The following is a 22,483-nucleotide window of genomic DNA, read 5'->3' as shown; positions in this document are numbered from 1 at the left end:
TTGTTCGTGCCAGAACAGGCTCGCCGCTTTTTTTATTCTCGTTTTTCCAGCATCGCTTTAAGCTCTCTGATTTCCGATTGCAACGCTTCCACATCTCGTTTTTTGGCCGGAGGCGCTTCTTCCTCATTGGCACGTTCCACGTTATTGACAATGACACCGATGAATAGATTAAAAATGATAAAAGTGCCGACAAGCACAAACGAGACAAAATAAATCCAACTGAGCGGTTCTACATCCATGATCGGACGCATGACGGATTCCGTCCAATTATCGAGGGTTACGATCTGAAACAGAGCCAGAACGGAACGTTGCAAATTTCCGAAGTACTCGGGGGAAATGGTTGCGAACAGCATCGTGCCGATGACTGCATATATATAAAAGACGAGCCCCATCAAGAAAAGAATGTTAAACAATGAAGGAATGACTGTGACCGCCCGCAAGACCCGTAACACCCGCAGCACTCGCAATACAGTGACGAAATGAGCACCTGCAAACAGGTGACCGGCGGCGATGATTAAAAAGTCAAACCAGTTCCAGCCGCTCCGGAAAAAGTGATAAAAAGGTTTGGCCGCAATCAAACGCATTGCAATTTCAATGGTGAAAAGCCATAGCAACACGCGGTCGGCAAACCGAAACCATTCGGGATATCGAGCATAAAGCTCAGGATAGGTTTCCATCCCGACCACGACAGCATTGATAAAAATCAACGCCATGATAACGATCGTAAAATAGCGGTGTTCCGTAAAAAAAGCGATACGCCTGCGCCATTCCGGCTTTTTTTCCTCGGTCATTCTTCCGTTCTACCTCCAACATGATGCTACAACATCCGTCATTATATCAAGTTTTTTTGTCATGAACATCAAAAAAGTGTTCGAAAGGCAAAAAAAGAAGGGAAGAACACACGAACGGGAGCTCATGGACCCCGAACTCGACGAGGCGTAGGGAATTCGGTCGCCATGAACAGCCACATAGAATCCGAAAACGGAACGAAGCAGCATATCCTCCGCTTTTTCCCGTCTTTGTAAAACAACCCACTAAAAAAAGCTCCCGGAAGGGAGCCCTGTTAGACGCGTTTCTTTCCTTTTCCGAGCTTTGCGGACTGTGCGATGGCGGCCTTTGCGCCCTCTGTCACATGTTCTTGCACTTCATGTTCCCACAGGACCGAGAAGGCAGCTTCGGTCGTCCCACCGGGGCTCATCACTTCTTCGTACAGCGATTGAAGCGATTCGGACGTTTGCGCCCAACGCTTGGCAGCGCCCTGCATGGTTTGGATCAGCAACGCCTTCGCGTCTTCTTCTGTTAATCCGGATTCCATCGCGGCCGTTTGCAACCCTTCAAGCAGGTAGTAAAAATAAGCCGGACCGCTACCGGAGATACCGGTAACACTGTCCATTTTTTCTTCAGGGACGATCGTAATCGAGCCGATGGAAGAAAAGAGGGACGCAGCCAGATCAACATCTTTGGCACCGGCAAATCGGCCACCGCTAATGGCGCTCGCGGAAGCGCCGACTTTCGCCGACGTGTTCGGCATGATCCGCACCACCGGGCACTCGGTCTCGATGAGTGAAGAAATATAGCCCGTTGTTGTTCCTGCCAATACGGAGAAAACAACGTGATCTTCACGAATAAGCGGTTGCAGACGTTCAAGTGCATCATCCGCGTCTTTTGGCTTCATCGCAAGGATCAGAACATCACTGTGTTCAGTAGCTTGTTGTTTATCCGTCGTCGTTTGAATGTGATAGTTGTTCTGCAATTCTGCGAGGCGCTCGCCGTTGTTTTTATTCGTGACGGTGATTTGTTCGCTCTTTATGCGGTTGTTCGCGAGCAGTCCCGAAACGATTGCTTCAGTCATTGCTCCGGCACCGACAAAGGTGATTGCTTGATCGGCCAGGGTCATTGCACCGTTCCTCCTTTTACATGTCCATCTCCCGAGACGACATATTTATTGGTCGTTAGTGCGCCCAGTCCCAAAGGGCCGCGTGCGTGCAGTTTTTGTGTGCTGATACCGATCTCTGCTCCGAAGCCAAATTCCGCGCCATCGGTAAAGCGGGTGGAGGCATTATGGTAAACACCGGACGCATCGATTTGATTCTGAAACGCGCGAGCCTTTTCTACGTTTTCGGTGACAATTGCTTCGGAGTGGGTCGTGCCGAATCGTTGAATATGGGCAATTGCTGCATCGGTGCCGGAAACGGTTCCGAGGGTAACGATGGGAGCGAGGTACTCGGTCGCCCAATCCTCTTCGCTGGCCGGTTTCACGTCATCATGCAAGCGTCGGATATTTTCATCGCCTCGAATGGTAACCTCTTTGTTGAGCAAAGCCTCAATGAGCGCTCTCCCATTGGCATTAGCCCATTGTTCATCGACGAGAATGGTTTCCGCGGCGTTGCAAACCGACGGCCGGTCAGTTTTTGCATCTACGGCGATGGCGATGGCTATATCTTTTTTGGCGGAAGCTTCGATATACACATGGCAATTGCCGACACCTGTTTCAATAACCGGGACACTGGATTGCTCGAGCACCGTTTGAATAAGCCCGGCCCCTCCGCGCGGGATGATGACGTCGACAAGGCCGCGCATTTGGCCCAATTCCCGGACGGTATCGCGATTTTCGGGATTAATGAGTTGCACCAACGTTTCCGGTAATCCACACGTTTTTAATCCGGTCTTCATCGCGTCCACAAGTGCCGTGTTCGAATGAACCGCTGACGAGCTTCCGCGTAAAAGCACAGCATTTCCGGCCTTTAAACAAAGCCCGGCAGCATCGACGGTGACATTGGGCCTTGCTTCATAAACCATGGCGATCACACCGAGGGGAACACACCGGTTTTCGATGACGAGTCCGTCTTCTCGTGTCCATATTTCCGGTTCGATCGCCACCGGATCCGGCAGGTCCATGAGTGCTTGCAGTCCATCGCTCATGGACTGCAAACGTTCAGGGCTTAGGCGCAAACGATCGAGCAAATAGTCGGATAACCCGTTTTGTTTTCCGGCCGCAACGTCTTTGTCATTGGCGGCGAGGATGTCCTTTTCTCTGTTCATCACTTCGCGCGCCATCGCTTGCAATGCTTCGTTTTTTTCTGTCGTTGTACATAATCCTAGAGATTGGCTCGCGGTTTTGGCGTCTTGCGCCTGTTGTTTACATTCCGTCACTACAAACACTCCCTTTTGAAGTACTTACCCAATGGTCCCGGTGGATAAATGTGATGGCTGGCTGTTCGTCAAGGCGGGTGCGCATGTCGTCAGCCGCTATCGTGGCGCGTCCTTTGCCGACCGGTCCATGCCTCTCATCAAAAACAGCAACTACGGATCCTTTTGAAAAAGTTCCTTTTACAGCGCGGACGCCAACGGAAAGCAAACTTTTTCCGCCATACAGCAAGGCATCCTTGGCGCCTTCGTCGATGACAAGCTCGCCTTCCACGGGCGAATAGATGCCGACCCACTGTTTTTCTTTCGGCCATAGATGATTAGGCTTCGCGTATACATAGGTGCCGTCGCCGTTTCCGTCCATGATTGCCTGCAATCCTCGCGGTGCGTCGCCCTTTCCGATGAACGTTTGAATGCCAAACGTTTGCGCGTTGCGCGCTGCTTCCAGTTTGGATCGCATCCCTCCGCTCCCTAACGTGGAACGGTGACTGTCCGCTTGTACAAGCATGTCTGCTGTGATCACGTCAATGCTGTCTTTTTTATGGGCATTCGGATGGTGGGGGTGCCGGTCATACACCCCGTTCACATCCGTGAGCAACGCGAGTGCATCGGCTTTAATTAGTCCGGCCACTAAACTTGCCAGCCAATCATTGTCGCCGAATGTCAACTCCTCTACTGCAATGGAGTCATTCTCATTAATAATCGGCAAAATGCGGCGCTTGAGCAACTCCTGCAACGTAGCATACGCGTTGTTGTATTGATGCTCTTCCTGAAAACTCTCCCGGGTCAGCAAGAGTTGCCCGACTTTCATGCCTTCTTTCATAAATGCATGTTGATAGGCTTCCATGAGCAATCCTTGTCCGACAGCGGCCGCTGCTTGTTTTTTTTCCGTCGTTACCGGCCTTGTGGCATAACCGACGTGTTGAAAACCGGCAGCTACCGCTCCTGATGTGATCAAAATAAGTTCATGGCCTTGATCGTGAAGATGGGCAATCGCTTTGGAAAAACGCTCGAGTCGGTCGATGGCGATGCCGCCTTCACGATTGGCGAGAGAACTGCTTCCGATCTTGACGACCATTCGTTTTCGCTCCAATGTCTACACCCTCCCGGAAAAATAAAAAGAACCTCTTTTCGCCCTTCGGAAAAGGACGGAAAAGAGGTTCCGCGGTACCACCTTCGTTGAAATCCCGGACGGGATTTCCACTCAACGCTTTCTATCGCAAAGCATAACGGTCAGGTTGGGGTCTCTTCCCTGACAGCTCCGGGATGGGTTCAAGGCGTCAGTGGCGCGAATGTTTCAGCAGACCATTCGCTCTCTGGTGCATGACGGTCCTTTACTATTTCCTTTCAGCGCTTAATCGTATATATCGGTGCAATGGTGCACTTGTATCTATGAAATTGTTGTTAATATATCATGTTCCTTGGCGGATTGCAAGGGGATATTTTCGTGCAGGAACGGGTGAATAAAGGATTAAAAATCGGCACGATCATCAGAAACAAATCTCTTCGAAACGTCTCTGTCATCCTATTCGGTGCACGTTGTCCATTTCATATCCTCGTGATACACTATGATTGCATGATTTATTTTTCGATCCAAGGAGAGAGGATCTATGTACGAGAAACGCCAAGGTTTGGCCGTTTGGTTCCGTTCCGTAAAAAATGTACGTCAACTTCGAACATATGGACATGTGCAATATGTCTCTAAGAAAATGAAATACGCGATTCTTTATTGCAATGAAAGGGAAGCAAAGCATCTAAGTGAGCGTATCGAACACCTTTCGTTTGTGACCGGGGTAGAGTGGTCGAAACGTCCGCAATTGAATATGGACTTTAATAAAGGCTCAAGCGCATCGAAGTCCTCTCAAACAAAGGCCGAGAACATCCATGTATAAGGTTTCCATAAGGCCCGGCGAATGATTTCACGCCGGGCTTTGCTTTTGTGGCAGGAATGAAAGTCTCAATTAAAAAACCGCGTACCAATCCGGTACGCGGCGCCTGTTGTAAACACTACAGGCAATGGGAGAGGAGAAACCGGAGGAAGCGCTTATGGGGAAATGTAAGCGTTCTCCGCGGTTATCTGCAACATGGGATCATGTTGCTATCCATAGTCTAGCCCGGTCCGATGGGAAATATACACGGACAGCCGAAGAAAACAGAAAAAATATCCCGATTTTTCGACGAAGCATCAGAAGGGAAGCTTATCTTCCGGTGGATACGAAGTTTGCGAGACATCCTTTTGAAAATGTATATGGTTTCTGACACTTGTCCTTCGGATATGATAGGATGGAAACGTTAGAAAACTTGGCTTTTCGCCAAGCTTTTATGGCGAAAAGCTTTAGCCCAACTTATGCAGTAAAGAAAGTTGATTTATACTTTTTTATCTGCCAAAAGGAAAGGCGGCGAGGCAATGCGTATCATTGCAGGGGACAGAAAAGGAACACGGCTCAACGCTGTCCCGGGCTCAGAGACGCGCCCGACAGCTGACCGTGTAAAAGAAGCGCTGTTTCAAATGATCGGTCCTTATTTTCAAGGAGGGATAGGTGTTGACTTATACGCAGGGAGCGGGGCGTTGGGGATGGAAGCCCTCAGCCGCGGGATCGATCAGATGTATTTTTCCGATAAATCCAGTGCAGCCATCAAGGTTATTCGGGAAAATGCAACAAAATGCCATTTTGAAAAACAGGTCCGCATCTACAAACAGGGGGCGTTGCAAATGGCAGAGCAACTTATGCGCGAAAAAAGAAAATGTTCCCTTATTCTCTTGGATCCGCCTTATAAACAGCAACAACTTGAAGAGGATATTACACATATTCAATATCTTGGGATTTGCATTCCCGAAACGGTTATTGTTGCTGAACATTCGTCCTCTTTGAATCTTGTTCATGAACTCGGTATGTTTTCCAAGTCCCGAACGAAAACATTCGGAGACACGCAAATCAGCATTTTTACCTACAAAAACGAGGAAGGGAACGAACAGGAATGACAACGACAGCTGTAGCGCCGGGCAGTTTTGATCCGGTGACAAACGGACACCTGGACATTATTGAACGAAGCGCAAAAATATTTGATAAAGTGATTGTTGCCGTACTGATTAATAGAAACAAAACCCCGCTCTTTAATATTGAAGAACGGGTGGAATTATTGCAAGATTCGTTCCGGGATTTTTCGAACGTGGAAGTGGATTCATTTGACGGACTTTTGGTTAATTATGTGCGTTCGAAAAACGCAAATGTCATCGTGCGAGGGTTGCGGGCAGTAACTGACTTTGAATATGAAATGCAATCGACGTCCATTAACCGAAAAATGGACAAAGAAATTGAAACCTTTTTCATGATGACGAATAACCAGTACTCGTACTTAAGTTCAAGCATTGTAAAAGAAGTGGCGAAAAATAAAGGCAGTGTAAACGGGCTTGTGCCTCCGCACGTCGAAGATGCACTAAAACAACGATATAACCGTGCAGGAAACCTAAATTGATGTCTTTATCTTTCGTACATGAAAAATATAAATGGAAATCAACAGCATTCCAAGCGTGAAGTAAGGGGAGACTACAAGAAACAGATTCCATATTTTCTTGATAGCAACCGGATGGTCCCACGCAGTGAAAACGGCGATGCCATCGGGTTGGTATAATGCATCCCAACATAGGTATGTGAGCACAGCAGCAATAACCCCTTGTAAACAACGGGCAATGAAGAAGGGATGAAACCTTATCTTGGTTTCTGCCAACAAACTTCCTGCTTGTGCCTGCGCGGAAAACCCGGCAAATGCAAGCATGAAACTCGTAATGATCACTTTTTGTTTCAGCGGTGCATCGGTAAGGCTCGCCAATTGGCTGCCGAGCGTCATTTCAAATAAGCCGGACACAATCGGTACGCTAAGTTCGGACGAAAATTGGAAGATAGCCAAGAAAACACCGGCGAACATGGCAAGGACAGCAGTCACGTTAAGGAGCGACAAAATTTCATTGATCACCGAGAACAGGATAATAAAGCCGCCGATCATGAGCAGCGTTTGCACAGAAGATTGCACCGCGTCGCCTAATTTTTTTCCGATCGGCCGATCGTCGCGCAACCGTTCTTCATGAAGCAATTGAAAAGCCGCTTTCACGGAAGGGAGAGCGAGCTTTTTTTTCGACCGGGAAGCATCATCTTCTTTTCCGTGGAATCGCATGATGATGCCTACGAAGACGTTTGCCCCGTAATGGGCGAATGCGAGCAGGATGCCGAGGGCGGGATCATGAAAAAAACCGACGGCAATGGCCCCGAATAAAAACAACGGATTTGAAGCGGTTGTAAACGAAACGAGCCGCTCGCCTTCCATCGTTGTAATGCGTTTTTCTTTCCACAATCGGGCCGTCAATTTCGCACCCGCAGGGTTGCCGCTCGCGATCCCCATGGCCCATACGAATCCCCCGGTTCCGGGAACTTTAAATAACGGACGCATAAAAGGTTCCATAAATGCGCCGAGAAAGCTTACGACTCCAAATCCAATCAGTAAGTCTGATATAATAAAAAAAGGAAGCAAGGAAGGGAAGACGACGTCCCACCAGATCGATAACCCTCGCAAGGATGCATCAAAAGACGCTTGCGGAAAGACCATAAGGGAAGCTGCAAGAATCGTTGCGCCTGTGCCCAGACATAGGGACTGCCATTGGGAACGTGTCATCGTTTTTCTCCTTCCGGGTGATGGGACAGGTTCTTCTTTACTAAAATACGAGAGAACGTTTCAATTTAGACCAATTAAGTATGAAGCCACAAGCAAACACTCCGGTGCAAGGAGGAAACCATTTTGAACGATCAACCGTCCGTTGGCCTTGCGCTCGGTTCGGGAGGCGCTCGCGGATTCGCGCATATCGGAGTGCTGGAAGTATTTGAGGAAGAGGGCATTCCCATTAATTTTATCGCGGGAAGCAGTATGGGGGCGGTTATTGGAACGTTAGCGGCTCTCGGGCGTTCCGCTGATGATTTAAAACAACTGGCCAATCTGTTTCGCAGAAAATATTATATTGATTTCACCGTCCCGAAGATGGGGCTCGTGAGCGGCAAACGCTTGGAAGAATTATTTTTTATGCTAACGAAAGGGGAAATGCTAGAAAATCTGGACATCCCTGCCACCGTGGTTACGACCGATCTGAACAGCGGGGAAAGGGTTCTTTTTACGAACGGGTCTATCGCAAAAGCTTTGCGGGCGACCATTTCCATCCCCGGCATTTTCGTCCCGGTCCGTTACGGCGAGCATCTGCTCGTTGACGGAGGAGTCATCGATCGCGTTCCCGCAAATGTTGTGACAGACATGGGGGCAGACCTCGTCGTCGCGGTCGATGTCTCTTATTTTCCCGAAACCCCATCGACGTCATCCATTCACGATGTCATTATCCAAAGTATGGAAATTATGGCTCGGGAACTCGTCAAAGCAAAAAAAATTGAAGCGGACATTCTTATGAAACCAATCATGCAGGCAAATAATGCGATTGTATTCGACGATACGGAATCGCTCATTCAACAAGGACGGGAAGAAGCATTGCGCCATTTGCCGCAAATCCGGGAAAAGATTGAGGCATGGAAGGGGAAAAGATCGTGAGTGAAGAAAGAAAAGAACGAAGGTTTTCGAGAACATGGTTAATTGTAGGGCTTGTCATCGTTTTGTTGTTGGTCTATCAAATTCCGATGCCTTATTATTATTCCCAACCCGGGGATGCCGTCGGTTTGAATGAATTCATTACGGTTGAAGAAGGGGTTGGCGAAGAAGGGGAATTTTACTTAACGACGATTCGGCAAAGCCAAGCCAATCTTATTCTCTACGCCTGGTCATTTTTAAGTCCTTACCGAGTGCTGACCCCTGAAGAGGCGGTTCGCATGGAAGGGGAAACGGATGACGACTATCATAACCGGCAATTGCAAGCGATGCACCAATCCCAGGATGCGGCCAAAGTAGCAGCTTTTGAAGCAGCCGGGGCTGAAGTGCATGAAAATGGTGTTCTCGTTACACAGTTTGTGGATGGTATGGGTGCTGAAGAGGTGTTGGAATCCGGGGACATCATTACCGCCGTCGATGGGGAAAACATCGGTAACATTACCGAATTAAATGCGTCGCTTGCAGAAAAAGATGCGGAAGATTTTGCGCAGTTGAGCGTTAATCGGGAAGGTACTGCCTTGGAGTTGGATGTGGAGATGGTTGAGTTTCCGGAGGCGATGCATCATGCAGACGAGCCGATGGTTGGACTCGGGATTGAGTTTCCTGTCAGCCAACGTGAGTTTGAACCCGAGGTGAACGTTGAAACCGGTGATATTGGCGGCCCTTCGGCCGGATTAATGTTTTCCCTCGAAATCTATAATCAGCTGATCGAAGAGGATTTAACAGATGGACTGAACATTGCCGGCACCGGTTCCATTGATGAGGAAGGAAATGTCGGGCGTATCGGTGGCGTCGGCCAGAAAGTGGTGGCAGCGGATAATGCAGACATTGATGTATTTTTTGCCCCGGAAGATACCGGATTAGGAGACACATCCGACTATGAAATGGCAATGGAAGCTGCCAAAGATATTGACACGCCGATGACGATTGTTCCGGTACTGGAGCTTCAGGACGCCGTTGATTATTTGGAGAACGAAGTTTAAAAGAGATCAGGGAACTCGAAGTGGGGAACGACGGATAGCGTCCCGCTCTAGTGCAGAACGGCTGAACGAAGGAACCCCCCTCGCCAAGGACGCTTTAGATGGACAAATAAAAGGAACAGAAAGGGCTACCGCGCCCTATTGGAATGATCCCCCAATAAAGTGCGCAGGAAAGCTCACCGTCCCTGAACAGAGAAAAAACTTCAATTCGGGGGACGCAGTGAAAGTCCATCGTCCCTGAACAGAGAAAAACTCTCAATTCGGGGGACGCAGTGAAAGTCCAACGTCCCTGAACAGAGAAAAAACTTCAATTTGGGGGACGCAGTGAAAGTCCAACGTCCCTGAACAGAGAAAAAAACTTCAATTCGGGGGACGCAGTGAAGGCCTATCGTCCCTGAACAGAGAAAAAACTTCAATTCGGGGGACGCAGTGAAAGCCCAACGTCCCTGTAAAAAGAATAATTCTCAATATAAGGTACGCTGGGAGGGATTCTTCCAACGAAGGCGGGATTTCTGGAAAATAGTTAAACCACGCTATGACGTGTTTAGAATGGCATCACTGGTGTGAATGATTGATGCAACCACTCTGCACTAGCGTAGCGTTGAAGGTTAATTATGGACCGCATCGCCAGCGTTTTCACCGATTTCGAACGTATGACTTCGATGTTTACAAAGTACGTGAGTAGGTGTTTCGGAAAACCCAAAACACACTACTACTAATCCCCCTCCTCCCAATACACCGGGGGTTGGGCATATTCGTGTTTCCATTTCTCCACTCTCTTGGTTCCGCTGAAAATTGCATAATACGCCCGTGCCGCTCGTTCGTCTAACATTTGTTGGGCGTTTTTCCTCTTCTGCGGCCGGTGATATAACGATAGTGGCGTGCGTTTTTTAACAGTGTTTAAATATTTCCGTCCGGTTTCATTGAAACCGAGGATGCGGACGGAACGGGGGCGTGCCTCATCTCCAAAAGCTTTGTCGATATCGACTTTGGTCGTACCGGTAAGCATGTGTACAGCCAAACGTTGGAGACGTGTCCAAGTGTATCGTTTTGTCTTTGCCTCGTCCATGAAATCCTGAAAGGTTGGTTGTGTTACGGCTGTCTTTATAAATCGATTCTCAAGTCCTTCTTCTGCTTCATATATTTGGGCGAGAGCATCGGGAGACCGTGTGCCGAGCACCAATTGTAAATAAGGATAGTAGGCTTCCCACGTGTGCATCGGTTGTCCATTTTCGTAAAAATGTTCAATCTTTTCATAGACTTGCCGCGGCACGTAGGGATGAAGCATGGTTACATCTGCATGCCCGGCAAGGATTTTGCGAATCGCGGTCGCGCTCGCGATCGATTGTCCCTTAGGCAAAAGCTCGTCATGGTATTGCGCACGGATGCGGGGAATTGTCTTGGCGTTGATCTTGGCTTCCAACTGACGGGCTGCTTTGACGTAATGATATCCGAGAATATTGTTTGGTTTCGATAAATCAGGCAGATGTCCGGGCGGATCTGCGTCATGAAAGGCATTTGCCTGCGCGGCCGGAAAAGAAACACCGCTTGCCAAATAGGCACGTGCATTTTTTTGCAGCGATGAGTCGTGATTTTGCATAAAGCTGTCAAGTTCATGGAAATCTTGAATAGACCCTGCTTCACTGCCGAAATAGAATTCGTCGGCAAATAAATCGTCGAGAATGGAGATGGCACCTCTGGCGAACCAATGGGCATGTTGAGTTGAGTAGGCATAGGGGAGCTCAACCACAAGATCAGCCCCCGCCGCCAGCGCCATCTCCGTTCGGGCGCGGCGTGAGAAGCTCGCGGGTTCGCCGCGCTGTAAAAAGTAGCCGCTCATGACACAAATGGCGACATCGGCTCCGGAAGCTTCTTTAGAAGCTTGCAGATGATAAGCATGCCCATTATGCAAAGGGTTGTATTCAACAATAAGACCAATGGACTTCATAAGTATGTACAGAACGTTGTTGCGGATAAGAAAAAACGCAACCGTCTGTTTCTCTCCTTTCAGCGTTTGCGGTGAATTTTTTTCGCGATAAAGGGGGCGATATGTTAAACTAACGTCTAGTCTGTTAGGCGTGCATTACGCCCAGTATAATGTAAAGAAATTATGTTGACAAACCATGGATAGGACCGCTATAATTATTTTTGTTGTCATGAGGTGAAGCAATTGCGCTGGACGATTCAACAATTATTGGCTAACAGTGCAACCGGCATTGAAATTGACAGTCACGTTGATGTAAGTGAACTTGTAGATCGGGATAAAGAATTAATAGCCATACCAAATGCTCATGTGACCGGTCATGTTGAAGTTGAAAACGAACACGCGCATTTTCATATGACTGTTCGGGGAACGATGATCTTGCCGGATTCCAACACATTGGCTGAAACTAATGTTCCTTTTGATATCCAAGTGGAAGAAAGTTTCCGACTTGATGGCTTTGAGCCCCCGGAAGACGATGAAACGGTGCATGCGCCGGAGAATGGGTATGTGGATCTGCTTCCATACATCAAGGAACATATTTTGTTGGCCATTCCCATGCGAGTGATAAACAGAGAGAAAAAAGAGGGACCGGCTCCGCAGTCCGGTACCGATTGGAACGTTGTAAGCAGTGAAGTAAAAGATGACTTGGATGCAAAAGACAACGTTGATCCTCGCTTGGCAGATTTGGCGAAATTCTTTAGAGAAGAGGATTGATCGTTAGAAGGAGGTGGCAGAAATGGCCGTACCAAAAAGACGAACGTCAAAAACGGTAAAAAGACAGCGGAGAACGCATTTTAAATTGGATGTCCCGGGCATGGTGAAATGCCCGGAATGTGGGGAATTGAAACGTTCCCACCGTGTATGTAAATCATGCGGAACGTACAAAGGTGAAGAAGTGACCAAACCGAAAGATTAAAGTGAAGAAAGCCCTTGTTTGCGCAAAACAGGGGTTTTTCGTTTCAGGAACACCCATTGAACATTGATCTTGTCTGTAAAGGCAAGATTTTTTTGTGCGATCGCTTTTGCGCGAGGAGGTTTGACCGTTTGCCCGTGGAAAGCGAAGCCATGAAAGCGGCATCCCGGCTTCAACTGATAGCTGCAACGGCTCACATGTGGCAAAAGCGGCAACTCTAGCTCAGACAGTTACCATTTTCTGCTTCTATAATGAAGCGAATCCCTCTAAATAGGACGATCTATGCTTATCTTCTCCTGAAATTATCCTCTGAGCATTCCTTGCTGTTGCAAAATTTCCCATTTCCATTCGCTGGACCAAAATTTTGGGTCTAGTACGAAAGCGCGCTCTATTTTTTGAACGAAACAACGGAAATTGCAATCATAGAAGGATAGAGTCGCGCATAAACGTACATAATGAATGATAAAACGCAAACAAATTCTATGAAACGTTATTCACTTAATAAAAGCATTGGAGGGAATTGGAATGACTGCACTGAGGCAGGACGCATGGAATGAAGAGGAAGACTTAATGTTAGCGGAGATTGTACTCAAAAATATTCGTGAAGGGAGGACCCAATTACAAGCTTTCGAAGAAGTGGGAAAGAAGTTGGAACGGACCTCGGCGGCATGCGGGTTCCGCTGGAACGCGACGATCCGAAAAAAGTATGATGAGGCGGTGAAAATCGCAAAGCAGCAAAAGAAAAAACAAAATAATCCGGAAAAGAAAGAAGCGGTTTCGGAAGATGAGCCTTCGCCGGCGCCGAGGAAAACGGAAGAGGAAGAAGGCTTGCGGTTGGAAGACATCATCGTTTATTTGAAAAATCTGGATAAAGATGAAAAGAATATCGGGTCGTTAAAAGAAGCCCTTGCAACAGAACAAGAAAAAAGCCGGGCGCTAGCATCCGAAAAGGAAAAAGTGCAACAAGAACTGGAACGTTTGCGCAACGATTACAAATCGTTTTTATCAATGCTTGATAAGGCAAGGGAATGGCAAGGAGAAAAAGAGTGATAGGTCCCGGGCTACTTCGAAGCTGGGAGGAATTTCTTGCTATAAGCCATCCGTATGTTAGAAAACTTGGCTTTTCGTCATGTTTTATGGCGAAAGCCTTCGTTGCTCTTATGCAGACAAGAAAGTTGATTTATCGTTTCTTATCTGCCAAAAAATCCCGTATCACTTGGTTGTGAAACGGGATTTTCATCCGTACTAAGCAGATCGTGAGCAAACGTACGGTTCATATGCTACACTAAATCCACCAATCGCCCTAAGCTCTTTCCCTGTTTTCGATTTTTTGCTATGCTCGTTTTGGCTCCTTCAAAAGGATGGAATATACATACTTCGTTATATATATATCTTGGAATAGAAGAAAGGTCGGTAAACATGACGGTAGAATCATTCCCCGTGCAACTTCAGGGGTGGGCCCATCTTTATGCGCAAGGGGACCCAACCGTTCGGGCGTTTTACGATTATCCTCCTTTTGGTGAGGAAGAGAGGCGCTGTCGTGAGTTGCGGGACCACGGTTTTAAACGTGAACAGTTGCGAAAAGCGCTGTACGATTATCATCAAAAATATGAACATCGCGAGAAAGCTTTGAAACAAATCGATAAACTGCAAGATGAACGAAGCGTTGTTGTGGTCGGCGGGCAACAGGCTGGTTTGCTGACGGGACCGATTTATACAATTTCCAAAGCGTTGACGGTTCTATTAAAAGCGGAAGAAGAAGAAAAGAGATTGGGAATCCCCGTTCTTCCGGTTTTTTGGATTGCCGGAGAAGACCACGATTGGGAAGAAGTCAATCACATTTTCGTTCACAACCAGGATGGGAATGTAGCAAAAATTAAATATGACGGGCACACGCATACCGGCGCCCCGGTTTCGGAACAGCCCATTGACCTTCCTGCTATCCATCGGTGGTTACATACCGTATTTCTCAACTACCGGGAAACTCCTTACTCGCGAAGGTTGCATGATAAACTGGCGCATTTCGCAAAAAAATCTTCCACCGTCTCCGATTTTTTTGCAGAAGTGATGCTTTGGCTATTCCGCAAACACGGGCTTGTGCTCATTGATCCGCAGCAACCCCGGTTTCGAAAGCTGATGACGGAAACTTGGACACGATTGATTGAGGAAAATGATCATGTAAGAGAAGCATTTTTCACCGCAAAAGAAAAGGTAGAACAAGTGAATGGATCCCCGGCATTCATCGAAGCGACGCAAGATCACACTCATTTATTCTATAGCGCGAGTGGCCGGAGGGAAAAACTAATCGCCCATCCGGATGGGGAACTATCGCTTCATAATGGTCAATATAAAATGCCGCGGGCGGATTGGGCGCTGGAAGCAAAAAACCATCCGGAAAAGTTTAGCGCAAATGTTTATACACGCCCGCTCGTCCAAGAAATGTTATTGCCGGTATTAACGTTCGTTGCCGGTCCGGGGGAAGCAGCTTATTGGTCTATGGTCGGCCCGCTTTTCCATCATTTCGGAAGGAATGTTCCGCCTGTTGCTCCTCGCGCCCACCATACGTATGTCGATCGCAAAAGCGGAAAGACGATTGATGCGGAGAATCTATCGGCGAACAAGGTGGCAAATGAAGGTGCGTCCGCGTATGCTGATGCCTTGGAAGAAAAAAACCGGCAGTTGGATACGGAAAAATTGTTCCAAAAAAGCCTCGCACTTGCCGGCGAAGGCCAGCAAATGCTCGCCAACGCTTTATACGAACTGGCGCCAAGTGAAGAAAGGTATGCAGATAAAAATTACCAAAGGATGCAGCAAGTGCTTAAGGATTTGCAACAGCGCATTGAACAAAAGCAATTGCAGAGTGTCAAGCCGAGAGCGGATAATGTCCGACAGTTGGAAAAACGCTTGTACCCAAATGAACAACCGCAGGAACGCGTGTTGAATATCGTGCAGATGCTTAACGAATATGGGGAAGAACGCGTGCTGGCCTTGTTTGATCAAGTGAAATCGGAGACGTTCCGCCACCAATTTTTCTATTTGTAAAAAGAAATCCCCCACTTCTCACCACGGCTCTTCACTAAAATCTATGGTAGATATAAGTGATTAATTATGGTAATAGCACTAGCTAGCGGAGGAAAAACACGGAGACTCCTGTGGGAAAGCGCAGTGGGAAGACCCCGCAGAAAAATGTGAACTTCTTTTTTTGAGGAGGCTGAGCTTGGGGCCCACGGAAAGCGTAGTGTTTTTCCGTAGCGGTGACCATGATTCTATCTATCCCCCCCCACCGTTCCCCACCACTCATTCGTCCGTGGGGAACTTTTTCTGTCGAGGTTCGTTTTTCTCTTTGCTTTGTTTGGCAGTTGTCGGCGTCCCTAGACATGTGTCCCCACCCATATAGCCGAACCATTGTGCATATCCTCGACAAAGCGATTTCTTGCCAAAGGGTGCGCCCTCTACTATTTCTCCCCCTAGTAACTGCCATTTAGGGCGCCGGCTCCTTCTAGGCGGAAATAACCCTATATCTCCCGGCATTTATTACTAAAAAATAAATCGACGAAAGGATGAGCCCGAAAAACTGCGTGGCCATCCTTTTTTTATCCACATGAAAAACGAAGATAAAATATAAAAAATTTCACCGCAAAAATCGCCATTTTTCGCATGTTCCACGAGTCACTCCATTTAAAGCGCAAAAAAATCCAAAAAATAACGTGGTGTAAAGTGGGGGTTTGTGGTAAATTAGGGGTACTAAGTGGAAGGGAACGGCGCGCCATGTTCATGGGAGAATACACACACACCATCGATCAAAAAGGCAGACTGATCATTCCTTCAAAATTTCGAGAAGAGTTGGGCGATCAGTTTGTGATCACAAGAGGGATGGACCAGTGTGTCTTTGTATACCCGAAAACTGAATGGGAGCAATTGGAACAGAAATTAAAAACGCTGCCCTTCACAAAAAAAGATGCGCGCGCATTTACACGCTTTTTCTTTTCCGGTGCCGCTGAAGCCAGTTTCGATAAACAAGGCAGGGTAAATATCCCTTCTACGCTTTGCCAGCATGCAAAATTGGAAAAGGATTGCGTCGTGATTGGCGTATCCCGACGTGTAGAGATTTGGAATCAATCAATGTGGGAAGAATACTTTGCGGAATCTCAAAGCTCCTTTAGTGATATTGCGGAATCGTTGGAAGACCTGGACTTGTGAAGGGGGGATTTTTATCAGCCAATACAGCCATGAAACCGTATTGTTACAGGAGGCGATTGCCGGGCTTAACATCGTCGAAACCGGCACCTATGTGGATTGTACGTATGGTCGTGGCGGCCACTCGGCGGAAGTCTTGAAACAGTTGAATGCGTACGGTCACCTGTATGCATTTGATTCGGACCAAGAAGCGATTGAGGCCGGTCGTGAACGTTTTTGGGAAGAAGAAAGGGTGACGTTTGCCCATGGAAACTTCCGTGATGCTCCCGCCAAACTGGATACATTCGGTGTGGAACGTGTGAATGGCGTACTGTTTGACCTTGGGGTCTCTTCCCCGCAACTGGATGATAAAACACGCGGCTTTAGTTACCGTGGCGATGAACCGCTCGATATGCGCATGGACAGGCATCAGCCCCTCACCGCCGAGGAAATTGTCCATACGTGGCCGTTTGAATCCATCGTGCATATCCTCTCTCGATACGGAGAAGAAAAATTCGCAAAATCCATCGCCCGTGCGATCGAAACGGAACGGGGAAAAACCAAAATCACTTCAACGGAACAATTAGCCGAGCTTGTCAAGCAGGCAATCCCTGCAGCAGCGCGAAGAAGCGGCGGACATCCGGCAAAACGAACGTTCCAAGCGCTTCGAATTGCCGTCAACGATGAACTGCAAGCATTTGAAGATGCGCTATCCGCATTCGTTGCCAAACTGGAATTAGAAGGGCGAATGGCCGTCATTACTTTCCATTCTTTAGAAGACGCCATTGCAAAACGAACGCTGAATACGTATTGCAAAACACCCGAACTTCCATCCGGACTTCCGGTCGTTCCCGAACATATGAAACCGACGATGAAGTGGATCAATAAAAAGCCAATTGTACCTTCACGTGAAGAGATTGCAAGAAATCGCCGGGCAAGATCGGCACGGTTGCGTATTGTTGAAAAAATTGGGGAGAGGAGGGCGTAAATGAGCCAGGCAACACAAAAACAACCGGCAAGAGAAGAGCAAAGACAAGTACAAACCGTTCGGAGTCAAATTGAAAAGAAATTTACCCGTGGCGAAAAATACTTAATAGCCTTGATCGCAATAGTGATTGTCGTTACTGCAGTGCTCATGGTCTCAAACTATGCAAGCATGTATGGGCAAGAACAGGATATCTCCCAACTCCAAAGTGAACTTAACCAACAGCAACAGCATAATGAAGGGCTTGAGCACCAAGTTTCGGAACTTAGTGATCCCGAGCGCATTTTGGAAATCGCCCAAGAAAATGGAATGGAGCTAAATGAAGATAATGTCACCGTCCTTCAGCCTTAAAGCCTTTCGTCAGCGAGTTCGATTTTGCCGGAAAAATTTCATGCGCGGGTGGTGGGGCTGTTGAAGCGAACAACGATCATTTCCAGAGCATTTCTTCTTTTTGGGCTGGCAGCCATCATTATCGCAGTATTGAGCGGAAGGTTTTTGTTTGTACAAGTTTCCCAAGAAATCGACGACGTGGATTTAGAAACGCTTGCAAATGAACGGTGGACGAACGATGAGCCCTTGCAAGGAGAACGCGGCAACATTTATGCAAGCAACGGAGACGCCATCGCGGAAGAAGTAACCAGCTATAGTGCTTTTGCGGTTCTTCAAGATGGGTACGAAGGCGCCATTGACAATCCGGAAGAAACGGCGGAAACCCTTGCCCCTTATATTGATATGGAGGAAGAGCGCTTGGCCGAGCTTTTGACAAGCGATCAATTCCAAGTTGAACTAGGCGCAGGTGCACGCCAACTTAGTTTTGAAGAAAGAGAAGAAATCGAAGACTTAAATTTAGAAGGGATTCATTTTCGCCCCGAACCAATGCGCTATTACCCGAATCAAGCATTTGCCTCCCACGTGCTTGGCTACGTCGATCGGGGAACGGGAGATGCGGTTATGGGACTTGAAGCCGCCTTGGATCAAGAACTTGAAGGCGAAGGCGGTTCCATGAGTTACCAAGTTGCGCGGAATGGTGTTCCGCTTCCCGGCAGTGAGGAAGAAATAAGCGATGCCTACGATGGAAACGATGTCCACCTGACTTTGGATTCCAATATCCAACTGGCGTTGGAACAGGCGATGACCTCGGTCGATGATGAGTACGATCCGGAACGAATGATCACGGTTGTTGCAAACGCCAAGACGGGCGAAATTCTTGCTATGAGCAATCGTCCTTCCTTTAACCCAAACGATTATGAAGATATTACCAATCACACAAATTATGCCGTTTCCGACCATTTTGAACCCGGATCAACGCAGAAAATATTTACCATGTCCGCAGCCATCGATAGTGGGGAGTATGATGGCGATGAGGAGTTCGAATCCGGAACCTACGACCCCGGTTATGACAATACCATTAGCGATCATAATAACGGAGAAGGTTGGGGCACCATTTCGTTCGATGAGGCAATGGAGCGCTCTTCCAATGTTGGTTTTTCAAAACTCGTCAATGAAGTCATGGGTGCCGACATTTTATACGAATACCTTGACCGTTTCGGTTTTGGCGAAGAGACCGGTATTGAACTCCCCAATGAAGCGCCAGGCGTGATAAGTGAAGGGGACCTTGATGCCATGTATACCGCTTTTGGCCAATCGTCGGCGGTTACGCCAATGCAGCAAATCCAGGCGATTACGGCGATTGCAAATGACGGGCAGATGATGCATCCTTATATTGTGGATCGTATTGAGAATGAAAATGTCAATGAAACGGTCTATGAAAGTGAACCCGAGATTGCCGGGGAGCCGATTTCCGAAGAAACGGCAGAAGAAGTCAAGGAACAATTGTTGGAAGTGGTCTACGGAGAAAACGGTACCGGCGGTGCCTTTCAAGTAGATGATATGACGATCGCCGGAAAAACGGGGACGGCGCAAATCCCCTCGGAAAATGGTTATCTATCCGGGCGTGACGAAAACATATTTTCATTTTTGGGGATGGCCCCGGCCGAAGATCCTGAAATTGTCGCATACGTGGCCGTTGACCGGCCGGATTTATCGGAAGATGAGCCCGGTACACAGCCGGTTTCTACGATATTTAACACAGTAATGCAGCAAAGTATGCAATATTTAAATCTGCAGCCAGATGAATCGGCAGACCTTGAAGAAGAGGGAACGTCCGAAGCGGGCGGAATTGAATTGGAAGACGTGACGGGGGATCGTTCGGAACCAGCGGCTGAGACCGTGAGCGAACAAAATCTAGAGCCCTTTATACTGGGAGAGGGCAATCGAATTGAAAGTCAATACCCATTTGCCGGCGAGGACGTCATTGATGGAGAAAAAATCTTTCTCGTTAGCGACGACAGATGGGATATGCCTGACATGACAGGTTGGTCGGCCAGGGATGTCGTGAAATTCAGCACAGCGACAGGCATGAATATCGAGCACTCCGGCACCGGATATGTGAGGGATCAAAGCCTGGAACCGGGAAGTGAAGTCGAGAGCACGGACTCCGTCAGCGTGGAGTTTGCCCATCCTGATGAAGAAGACGAAAATGATGAAGAAGAGGAAGAAGAGGAAGAAGATGAAGAAGAAACAGGCGAAGAGTGAGCAAATGGATGCTCCGCGTTCATAAAGCAGGCGTACAAGCATAGATTTGAAAGGGAAGTATCTATCAGATGAGGTGGCCTTTCATGTCTAAAATAACGAGAACGCTCGTGCGCCGAAGGTTACTCTTGGCTTTGCTGGCTGGGATCGCGTTAACGCTGTTGCTCATGGCAAGGCTCGGCTACGTACAGTTTTCACTTGGCGGTTGGTTGACAGAAGAAGCTGAGGAATCATGGAGCAGGGATTTGCCTTTTGAAGCGGAGCGCGGAGAGATATTGGATCGACATGGCGAAGCGTTGGCAACGAATGTCAGTGCGCCATCGGTCCTCGTTGTTCCGAGACAGATCGAGGACCCGGTGGAAACATCTGAGCAACTCGCTGACGTTTTGGAAAGTGATCGGCAAGATGTATATGAGCAAATCACAGAGAACAGCTCGATGGTTCGATTGACCCCTTTCGGACGCAAGATTGATCAAGAACGCGCATCGGAAGTGCGGGAACAACGTTTGCCCGGCGTTTACATTGTCGAAGATAACAAACGCCACTATCCGAACGGCGAATACCTTTCCCACGTGTTGGGATTTGCCGGCATTGATAATCAAGGACTTACAGGCATCGAAAAACAATACGATGAACGCTTGCAAGGCGAAAGTGGACACGTTTCTTTTTTCTCTGATGCCCAAGGGCAACGGTTGCCGGATATGGCCGATCAATATCAAGCCCCGCAAAATGGCATGGATGTGCGGTTAACCATTGACGATCAAGTGCAAACGATTATCGAACGGGAGTTGGACAACGCTGAGGCCTCGTACAATCCGGACGGGGCGCTTGCCATTGCCATGGACCCTGACAATGGAGAAATCCTTGGGATGGCCAGCCGGCCACACTATAATCCGGATGATTACCAAGCGGTTTCCCCGGAGATTTATGATCAAAACCGTCCAATTTGGTCTACGTATGAACCGGGCTCTACGTTCAAGATTATTACCCTTGCGGCTGCCCTTGAAGAAAACGAAGTGGATCTCGACGAAGATACATTTAATGACCCCGGATACATTACAGTAGCCGGACAACGTTTGAATTGTTGGAAAAAAGGCGGGCATGGCGAACAAACGTATTTGGAAGTTGTGCAAAACTCTTGTAACCCCGGATTTGTATCGTTGGGAGAAAAGTTGGGAACAGAGACGTTGTTTGACTATATTGATCAGTTTGGCTTTGGGGAACGAACAGGCATTGACTTGGAAGGGGAAGGGACCGGCATCCTATTCGATGTAGAGAATGTGGGGCCGTTGGAACGTTCCACGACAGCATTTGGGCAGGGCGTGTCCGTGACTCCGATCCAACAAGTGGCCGCCGTTGCCGCAGCAGTAAACGGGGGGACCCTTTATCAGCCTTTTATCGCTAAAGATTGGCTCGATCCCGATGATGGCGTTGTTCTGGACAGCCAGACTCCAATGGAAAAACAGCAAGTAATATCCGAAGAAGCTTCGGCTGAAGTGCGACGGGCTTTGGAACATGTCGTTGCGCAAGGTACCGGCGGGGGAGCGTTCGTTGACGGATATCGTGTCGGCGGAAAGACAGGAACCGCCCAGAAAGCGCAAGGTGGGCGTTATTTGGAAAACAACCATATCGTTTCGTTCATTGGTTTCGCGCCGGCCGACGATCCTGAGATCGTCGTATATGTCGCTATCGATAATCCGAAAGAAACGGTACAATTCGGAGGAGTCGTAGCAGCGCCGATCGTCGGCAACGTCATTGGGGACAGTTTGCAGGCGATGGGTGTGCCGCGGCGAGAGGATCAAATCGAAAAGGAATTAACTTGGTCCGATGTCCCTTACTTGGACGTCCCTGATGTCACGGGATTGACATTAAGAGAATTGCATGATGCCAATTATCCACTGAACCTGGAAATTTCAGGAGAAGGGGAAGAAATTTACCGCCAATCCCCCGCTGCAGGCGAGAGAGTAGAAGAAGGCTCCACGCTTCGTCTGTACATGAGGGACGAAAGCGATTAAAATAGTTAATATATGCTCAGCCAAGGAAAGCCTTGGCTGTTCTCACATGTTGAT

The 22,483-nt window shown here is 48.1% G+C and carries 20 protein-coding genes and 1 other annotated feature; of the genes, 14 read left to right on the top strand and 6 right to left on the bottom strand.

The genetic code is table 11. The annotated features are described in order from the left end of the window. Positions 1 to 32: 32 nt before the first annotated feature. The 4 genes from HUG20_RS12475 to proB form a co-directional block, all read right to left on the bottom strand. Positions 33 to 791 (bottom strand): ion transporter, encoded by a 759-nt coding sequence (locus HUG20_RS12475; protein ID WP_200085000.1) that lies wholly within the window; start codon positions 789 to 791, stop codon positions 33 to 35. Between the two features lie 272 nt (positions 792 to 1,063). Continuing rightward, the gene (gene proC / locus HUG20_RS12470) at positions 1,064 to 1,897 is read right to left on the bottom strand and encodes a pyrroline-5-carboxylate reductase (protein ID WP_200084999.1); all 834 of its coding nucleotides are present in this window, start codon (positions 1,895 to 1,897) and stop codon (positions 1,064 to 1,066) included. Next, on the bottom strand, positions 1,894 to 3,153 hold the full coding sequence (locus HUG20_RS12465; protein ID WP_200084998.1) for a glutamate-5-semialdehyde dehydrogenase: 1,260 nt from the start codon (positions 3,151 to 3,153) through the stop codon (positions 1,894 to 1,896). The genes proC and HUG20_RS12465 overlap by 4 nt, the downstream gene beginning before the upstream one ends. Next, positions 3,140 to 4,240, bottom strand: coding sequence for a glutamate 5-kinase (gene proB, locus HUG20_RS12460; RefSeq protein WP_200084997.1), 1,101 nt, complete (start codon positions 4,238 to 4,240; stop codon positions 3,140 to 3,142). The genes HUG20_RS12465 and proB overlap by 14 nt, the downstream gene beginning before the upstream one ends. 48 nt (positions 4,241 to 4,288) lie before the next feature. Next, positions 4,289 to 4,507: a binding site (T-box leader), on the bottom strand. Between the two features lie 250 nt (positions 4,508 to 4,757). Between proB and HUG20_RS12455 the strand changes: the two genes are divergently transcribed. The 3 genes from HUG20_RS12455 (at position 4,758) to coaD (ending at position 6,624) form a co-directional block, all read left to right on the top strand. After that, entirely contained in the window at positions 4,758 to 5,039 is a 282-nt protein-coding gene (locus tag HUG20_RS12455) for a YlbG family protein (RefSeq protein ID WP_200084996.1), read from the top strand. A 515-nt stretch (positions 5,040 to 5,554) separates the two neighbouring features. Continuing rightward, positions 5,555 to 6,130, top strand: a complete 576-nt coding sequence (gene rsmD, locus HUG20_RS12450; protein ID WP_200084995.1) for a 16S rRNA (guanine(966)-N(2))-methyltransferase RsmD — start codon at positions 5,555 to 5,557, stop codon at positions 6,128 to 6,130. Continuing rightward, positions 6,127 to 6,624 carry a pantetheine-phosphate adenylyltransferase gene (coaD, locus tag HUG20_RS12445; RefSeq protein ID WP_200084994.1) on the top strand — a complete coding sequence of 166 codons (498 nt, stop codon included), beginning with the start codon at positions 6,127 to 6,129 and terminating at the stop codon, positions 6,622 to 6,624. The genes rsmD and coaD overlap by 4 nt, the downstream gene beginning before the upstream one ends. Here coaD and ylbJ read toward each other — a convergent pair. Beyond that, the gene (ylbJ, locus tag HUG20_RS12440; protein ID WP_200084993.1) at positions 6,616 to 7,815 is read right to left on the bottom strand and encodes a sporulation integral membrane protein YlbJ; all 1,200 of its coding nucleotides are present in this window, start codon (positions 7,813 to 7,815) and stop codon (positions 6,616 to 6,618) included. The genes coaD and ylbJ overlap by 9 nt on opposite strands. 123 nt (positions 7,816 to 7,938) lie before the next feature. Between ylbJ and HUG20_RS12435 the strand changes: the two genes are divergently transcribed. Both HUG20_RS12435 and HUG20_RS12430 read left to right on the top strand, forming a co-directional pair. Continuing rightward, positions 7,939 to 8,730 carry a patatin-like phospholipase family protein gene (locus HUG20_RS12435; RefSeq protein ID WP_200084992.1) on the top strand — a complete coding sequence of 264 codons (792 nt, stop codon included), beginning with the start codon at positions 7,939 to 7,941 and terminating at the stop codon, positions 8,728 to 8,730. Then, positions 8,727 to 9,767: a YlbL family protein gene (locus tag HUG20_RS12430; protein WP_246476401.1), complete on the top strand. Its 1,041-nt coding sequence runs from the start codon at positions 8,727 to 8,729 to the stop codon at positions 9,765 to 9,767. The genes HUG20_RS12435 and HUG20_RS12430 overlap by 4 nt, the downstream gene beginning before the upstream one ends. A 712-nt stretch (positions 9,768 to 10,479) precedes the next feature. On the opposite strand, the gene HUG20_RS12425 is transcribed toward HUG20_RS12430, so the two are convergent. Next, complete coding sequence (locus tag HUG20_RS12425) at positions 10,480 to 11,712, bottom strand: nucleotidyltransferase (protein ID WP_200084990.1); 1,233 nt, start codon at positions 11,710 to 11,712, stop codon at positions 10,480 to 10,482. 222 nt (positions 11,713 to 11,934) lie between these two features. Here HUG20_RS12425 and HUG20_RS12420 point away from each other — a divergent pair, with 222 nt between their 5' ends. The 9 genes from HUG20_RS12420 (at position 11,935) to HUG20_RS12380 (ending at position 22,429) form a co-directional block, all read left to right on the top strand. Next, positions 11,935 to 12,462, top strand: a complete 528-nt coding sequence (locus tag HUG20_RS12420; RefSeq protein ID WP_200084989.1) for a YceD family protein — start codon at positions 11,935 to 11,937, stop codon at positions 12,460 to 12,462. Positions 12,463 to 12,484: 22 nt separating this feature from the next. Then, complete coding sequence (gene rpmF, locus HUG20_RS12415; RefSeq protein WP_200084988.1) at positions 12,485 to 12,664, top strand: 50S ribosomal protein L32; 180 nt, start codon at positions 12,485 to 12,487, stop codon at positions 12,662 to 12,664. A gap of 522 nt (positions 12,665 to 13,186) precedes the next feature. Continuing rightward, the gene (locus tag HUG20_RS12410; protein ID WP_200084987.1) at positions 13,187 to 13,711 is read left to right on the top strand and encodes an RsfA family transcriptional regulator; all 525 of its coding nucleotides are present in this window, start codon (positions 13,187 to 13,189) and stop codon (positions 13,709 to 13,711) included. 369 nt (positions 13,712 to 14,080) lie between these two features. Further along, positions 14,081 to 15,703 carry a bacillithiol biosynthesis cysteine-adding enzyme BshC gene (gene bshC / locus HUG20_RS12405; protein WP_200084986.1) on the top strand — a complete coding sequence of 541 codons (1,623 nt, stop codon included), beginning with the start codon at positions 14,081 to 14,083 and terminating at the stop codon, positions 15,701 to 15,703. Between the two features lie 726 nt (positions 15,704 to 16,429). After that, positions 16,430 to 16,861, top strand: a complete 432-nt coding sequence (gene mraZ, locus HUG20_RS12400) for a division/cell wall cluster transcriptional repressor MraZ (protein ID WP_200084985.1) — start codon at positions 16,430 to 16,432, stop codon at positions 16,859 to 16,861. Between the two features lie 13 nt (positions 16,862 to 16,874). Next, positions 16,875 to 17,825, top strand: a complete 951-nt coding sequence (gene rsmH, locus HUG20_RS12395) for a 16S rRNA (cytosine(1402)-N(4))-methyltransferase RsmH (RefSeq protein WP_200090499.1) — start codon at positions 16,875 to 16,877, stop codon at positions 17,823 to 17,825. Next, a complete protein-coding gene (ftsL, locus tag HUG20_RS12390) occupies positions 17,826 to 18,173 on the top strand; it encodes a cell division protein FtsL (RefSeq protein ID WP_200084984.1) in 348 nt (115 codons plus the stop codon). A gap of 60 nt (positions 18,174 to 18,233) precedes the next feature. Further along, on the top strand, positions 18,234 to 20,417 hold the full coding sequence (locus HUG20_RS12385) for a penicillin-binding protein (protein WP_246476400.1): 2,184 nt from the start codon (positions 18,234 to 18,236) through the stop codon (positions 20,415 to 20,417). Between the two features lie 83 nt (positions 20,418 to 20,500). Further along, the gene (locus tag HUG20_RS12380) at positions 20,501 to 22,429 is read left to right on the top strand and encodes a stage V sporulation protein D (protein WP_200084983.1); all 1,929 of its coding nucleotides are present in this window, start codon (positions 20,501 to 20,503) and stop codon (positions 22,427 to 22,429) included. The last annotated feature ends 54 nt before the right edge of the window (positions 22,430 to 22,483 follow it).

The sequence above is a fragment of the Salicibibacter cibi genome (genome assembly GCF_016495865.1).
In the GTDB taxonomy this organism is placed as follows: domain Bacteria; phylum Bacillota; class Bacilli; order Bacillales; family Marinococcaceae; genus Salicibibacter; species Salicibibacter cibi.
Note: the sequence above shows the minus strand (reverse complement) of the source record. Positions and strands in the feature narration are given on the sequence as shown.

Coding starts and splice junctions, on each gene's coding strand:
- HUG20_RS12475 (WP_200085000.1), bottom strand. CDS start 791: ATGACCGAGGAAAAAAAGCCGGAATGGCGCAGGCGTATCGCTTTTTTT.
- proC (WP_200084999.1), bottom strand. CDS start 1,897: ATGACCCTGGCCGATCAAGCAATCACCTTTGTCGGTGCCGGAGCAATG.
- HUG20_RS12455 (WP_200084996.1), top strand. CDS start 4,758: ATGTACGAGAAACGCCAAGGTTTGGCCGTTTGGTTCCGTTCCGTAAAA.
- rsmD (WP_200084995.1), top strand. CDS start 5,555: ATGCGTATCATTGCAGGGGACAGAAAAGGAACACGGCTCAACGCTGTC.
- coaD (WP_200084994.1), top strand. CDS start 6,127: ATGACAACGACAGCTGTAGCGCCGGGCAGTTTTGATCCGGTGACAAAC.
- ylbJ (WP_200084993.1), bottom strand. CDS start 7,815: ATGACACGTTCCCAATGGCAGTCCCTATGTCTGGGCACAGGCGCAACG.
- HUG20_RS12425 (WP_200084990.1), bottom strand. CDS start 11,712: ATGAAGTCCATTGGTCTTATTGTTGAATACAACCCTTTGCATAATGGG.
- rpmF (WP_200084988.1), top strand. CDS start 12,485: ATGGCCGTACCAAAAAGACGAACGTCAAAAACGGTAAAAAGACAGCGG.
- HUG20_RS12410 (WP_200084987.1), top strand. CDS start 13,187: ATGACTGCACTGAGGCAGGACGCATGGAATGAAGAGGAAGACTTAATG.
- bshC (WP_200084986.1), top strand. CDS start 14,081: ATGACGGTAGAATCATTCCCCGTGCAACTTCAGGGGTGGGCCCATCTT.
- mraZ (WP_200084985.1), top strand. CDS start 16,430: ATGTTCATGGGAGAATACACACACACCATCGATCAAAAAGGCAGACTG.
- ftsL (WP_200084984.1), top strand. CDS start 17,826: ATGAGCCAGGCAACACAAAAACAACCGGCAAGAGAAGAGCAAAGACAA.
- HUG20_RS12380 (WP_200084983.1), top strand. CDS start 20,501: ATGTCTAAAATAACGAGAACGCTCGTGCGCCGAAGGTTACTCTTGGCT.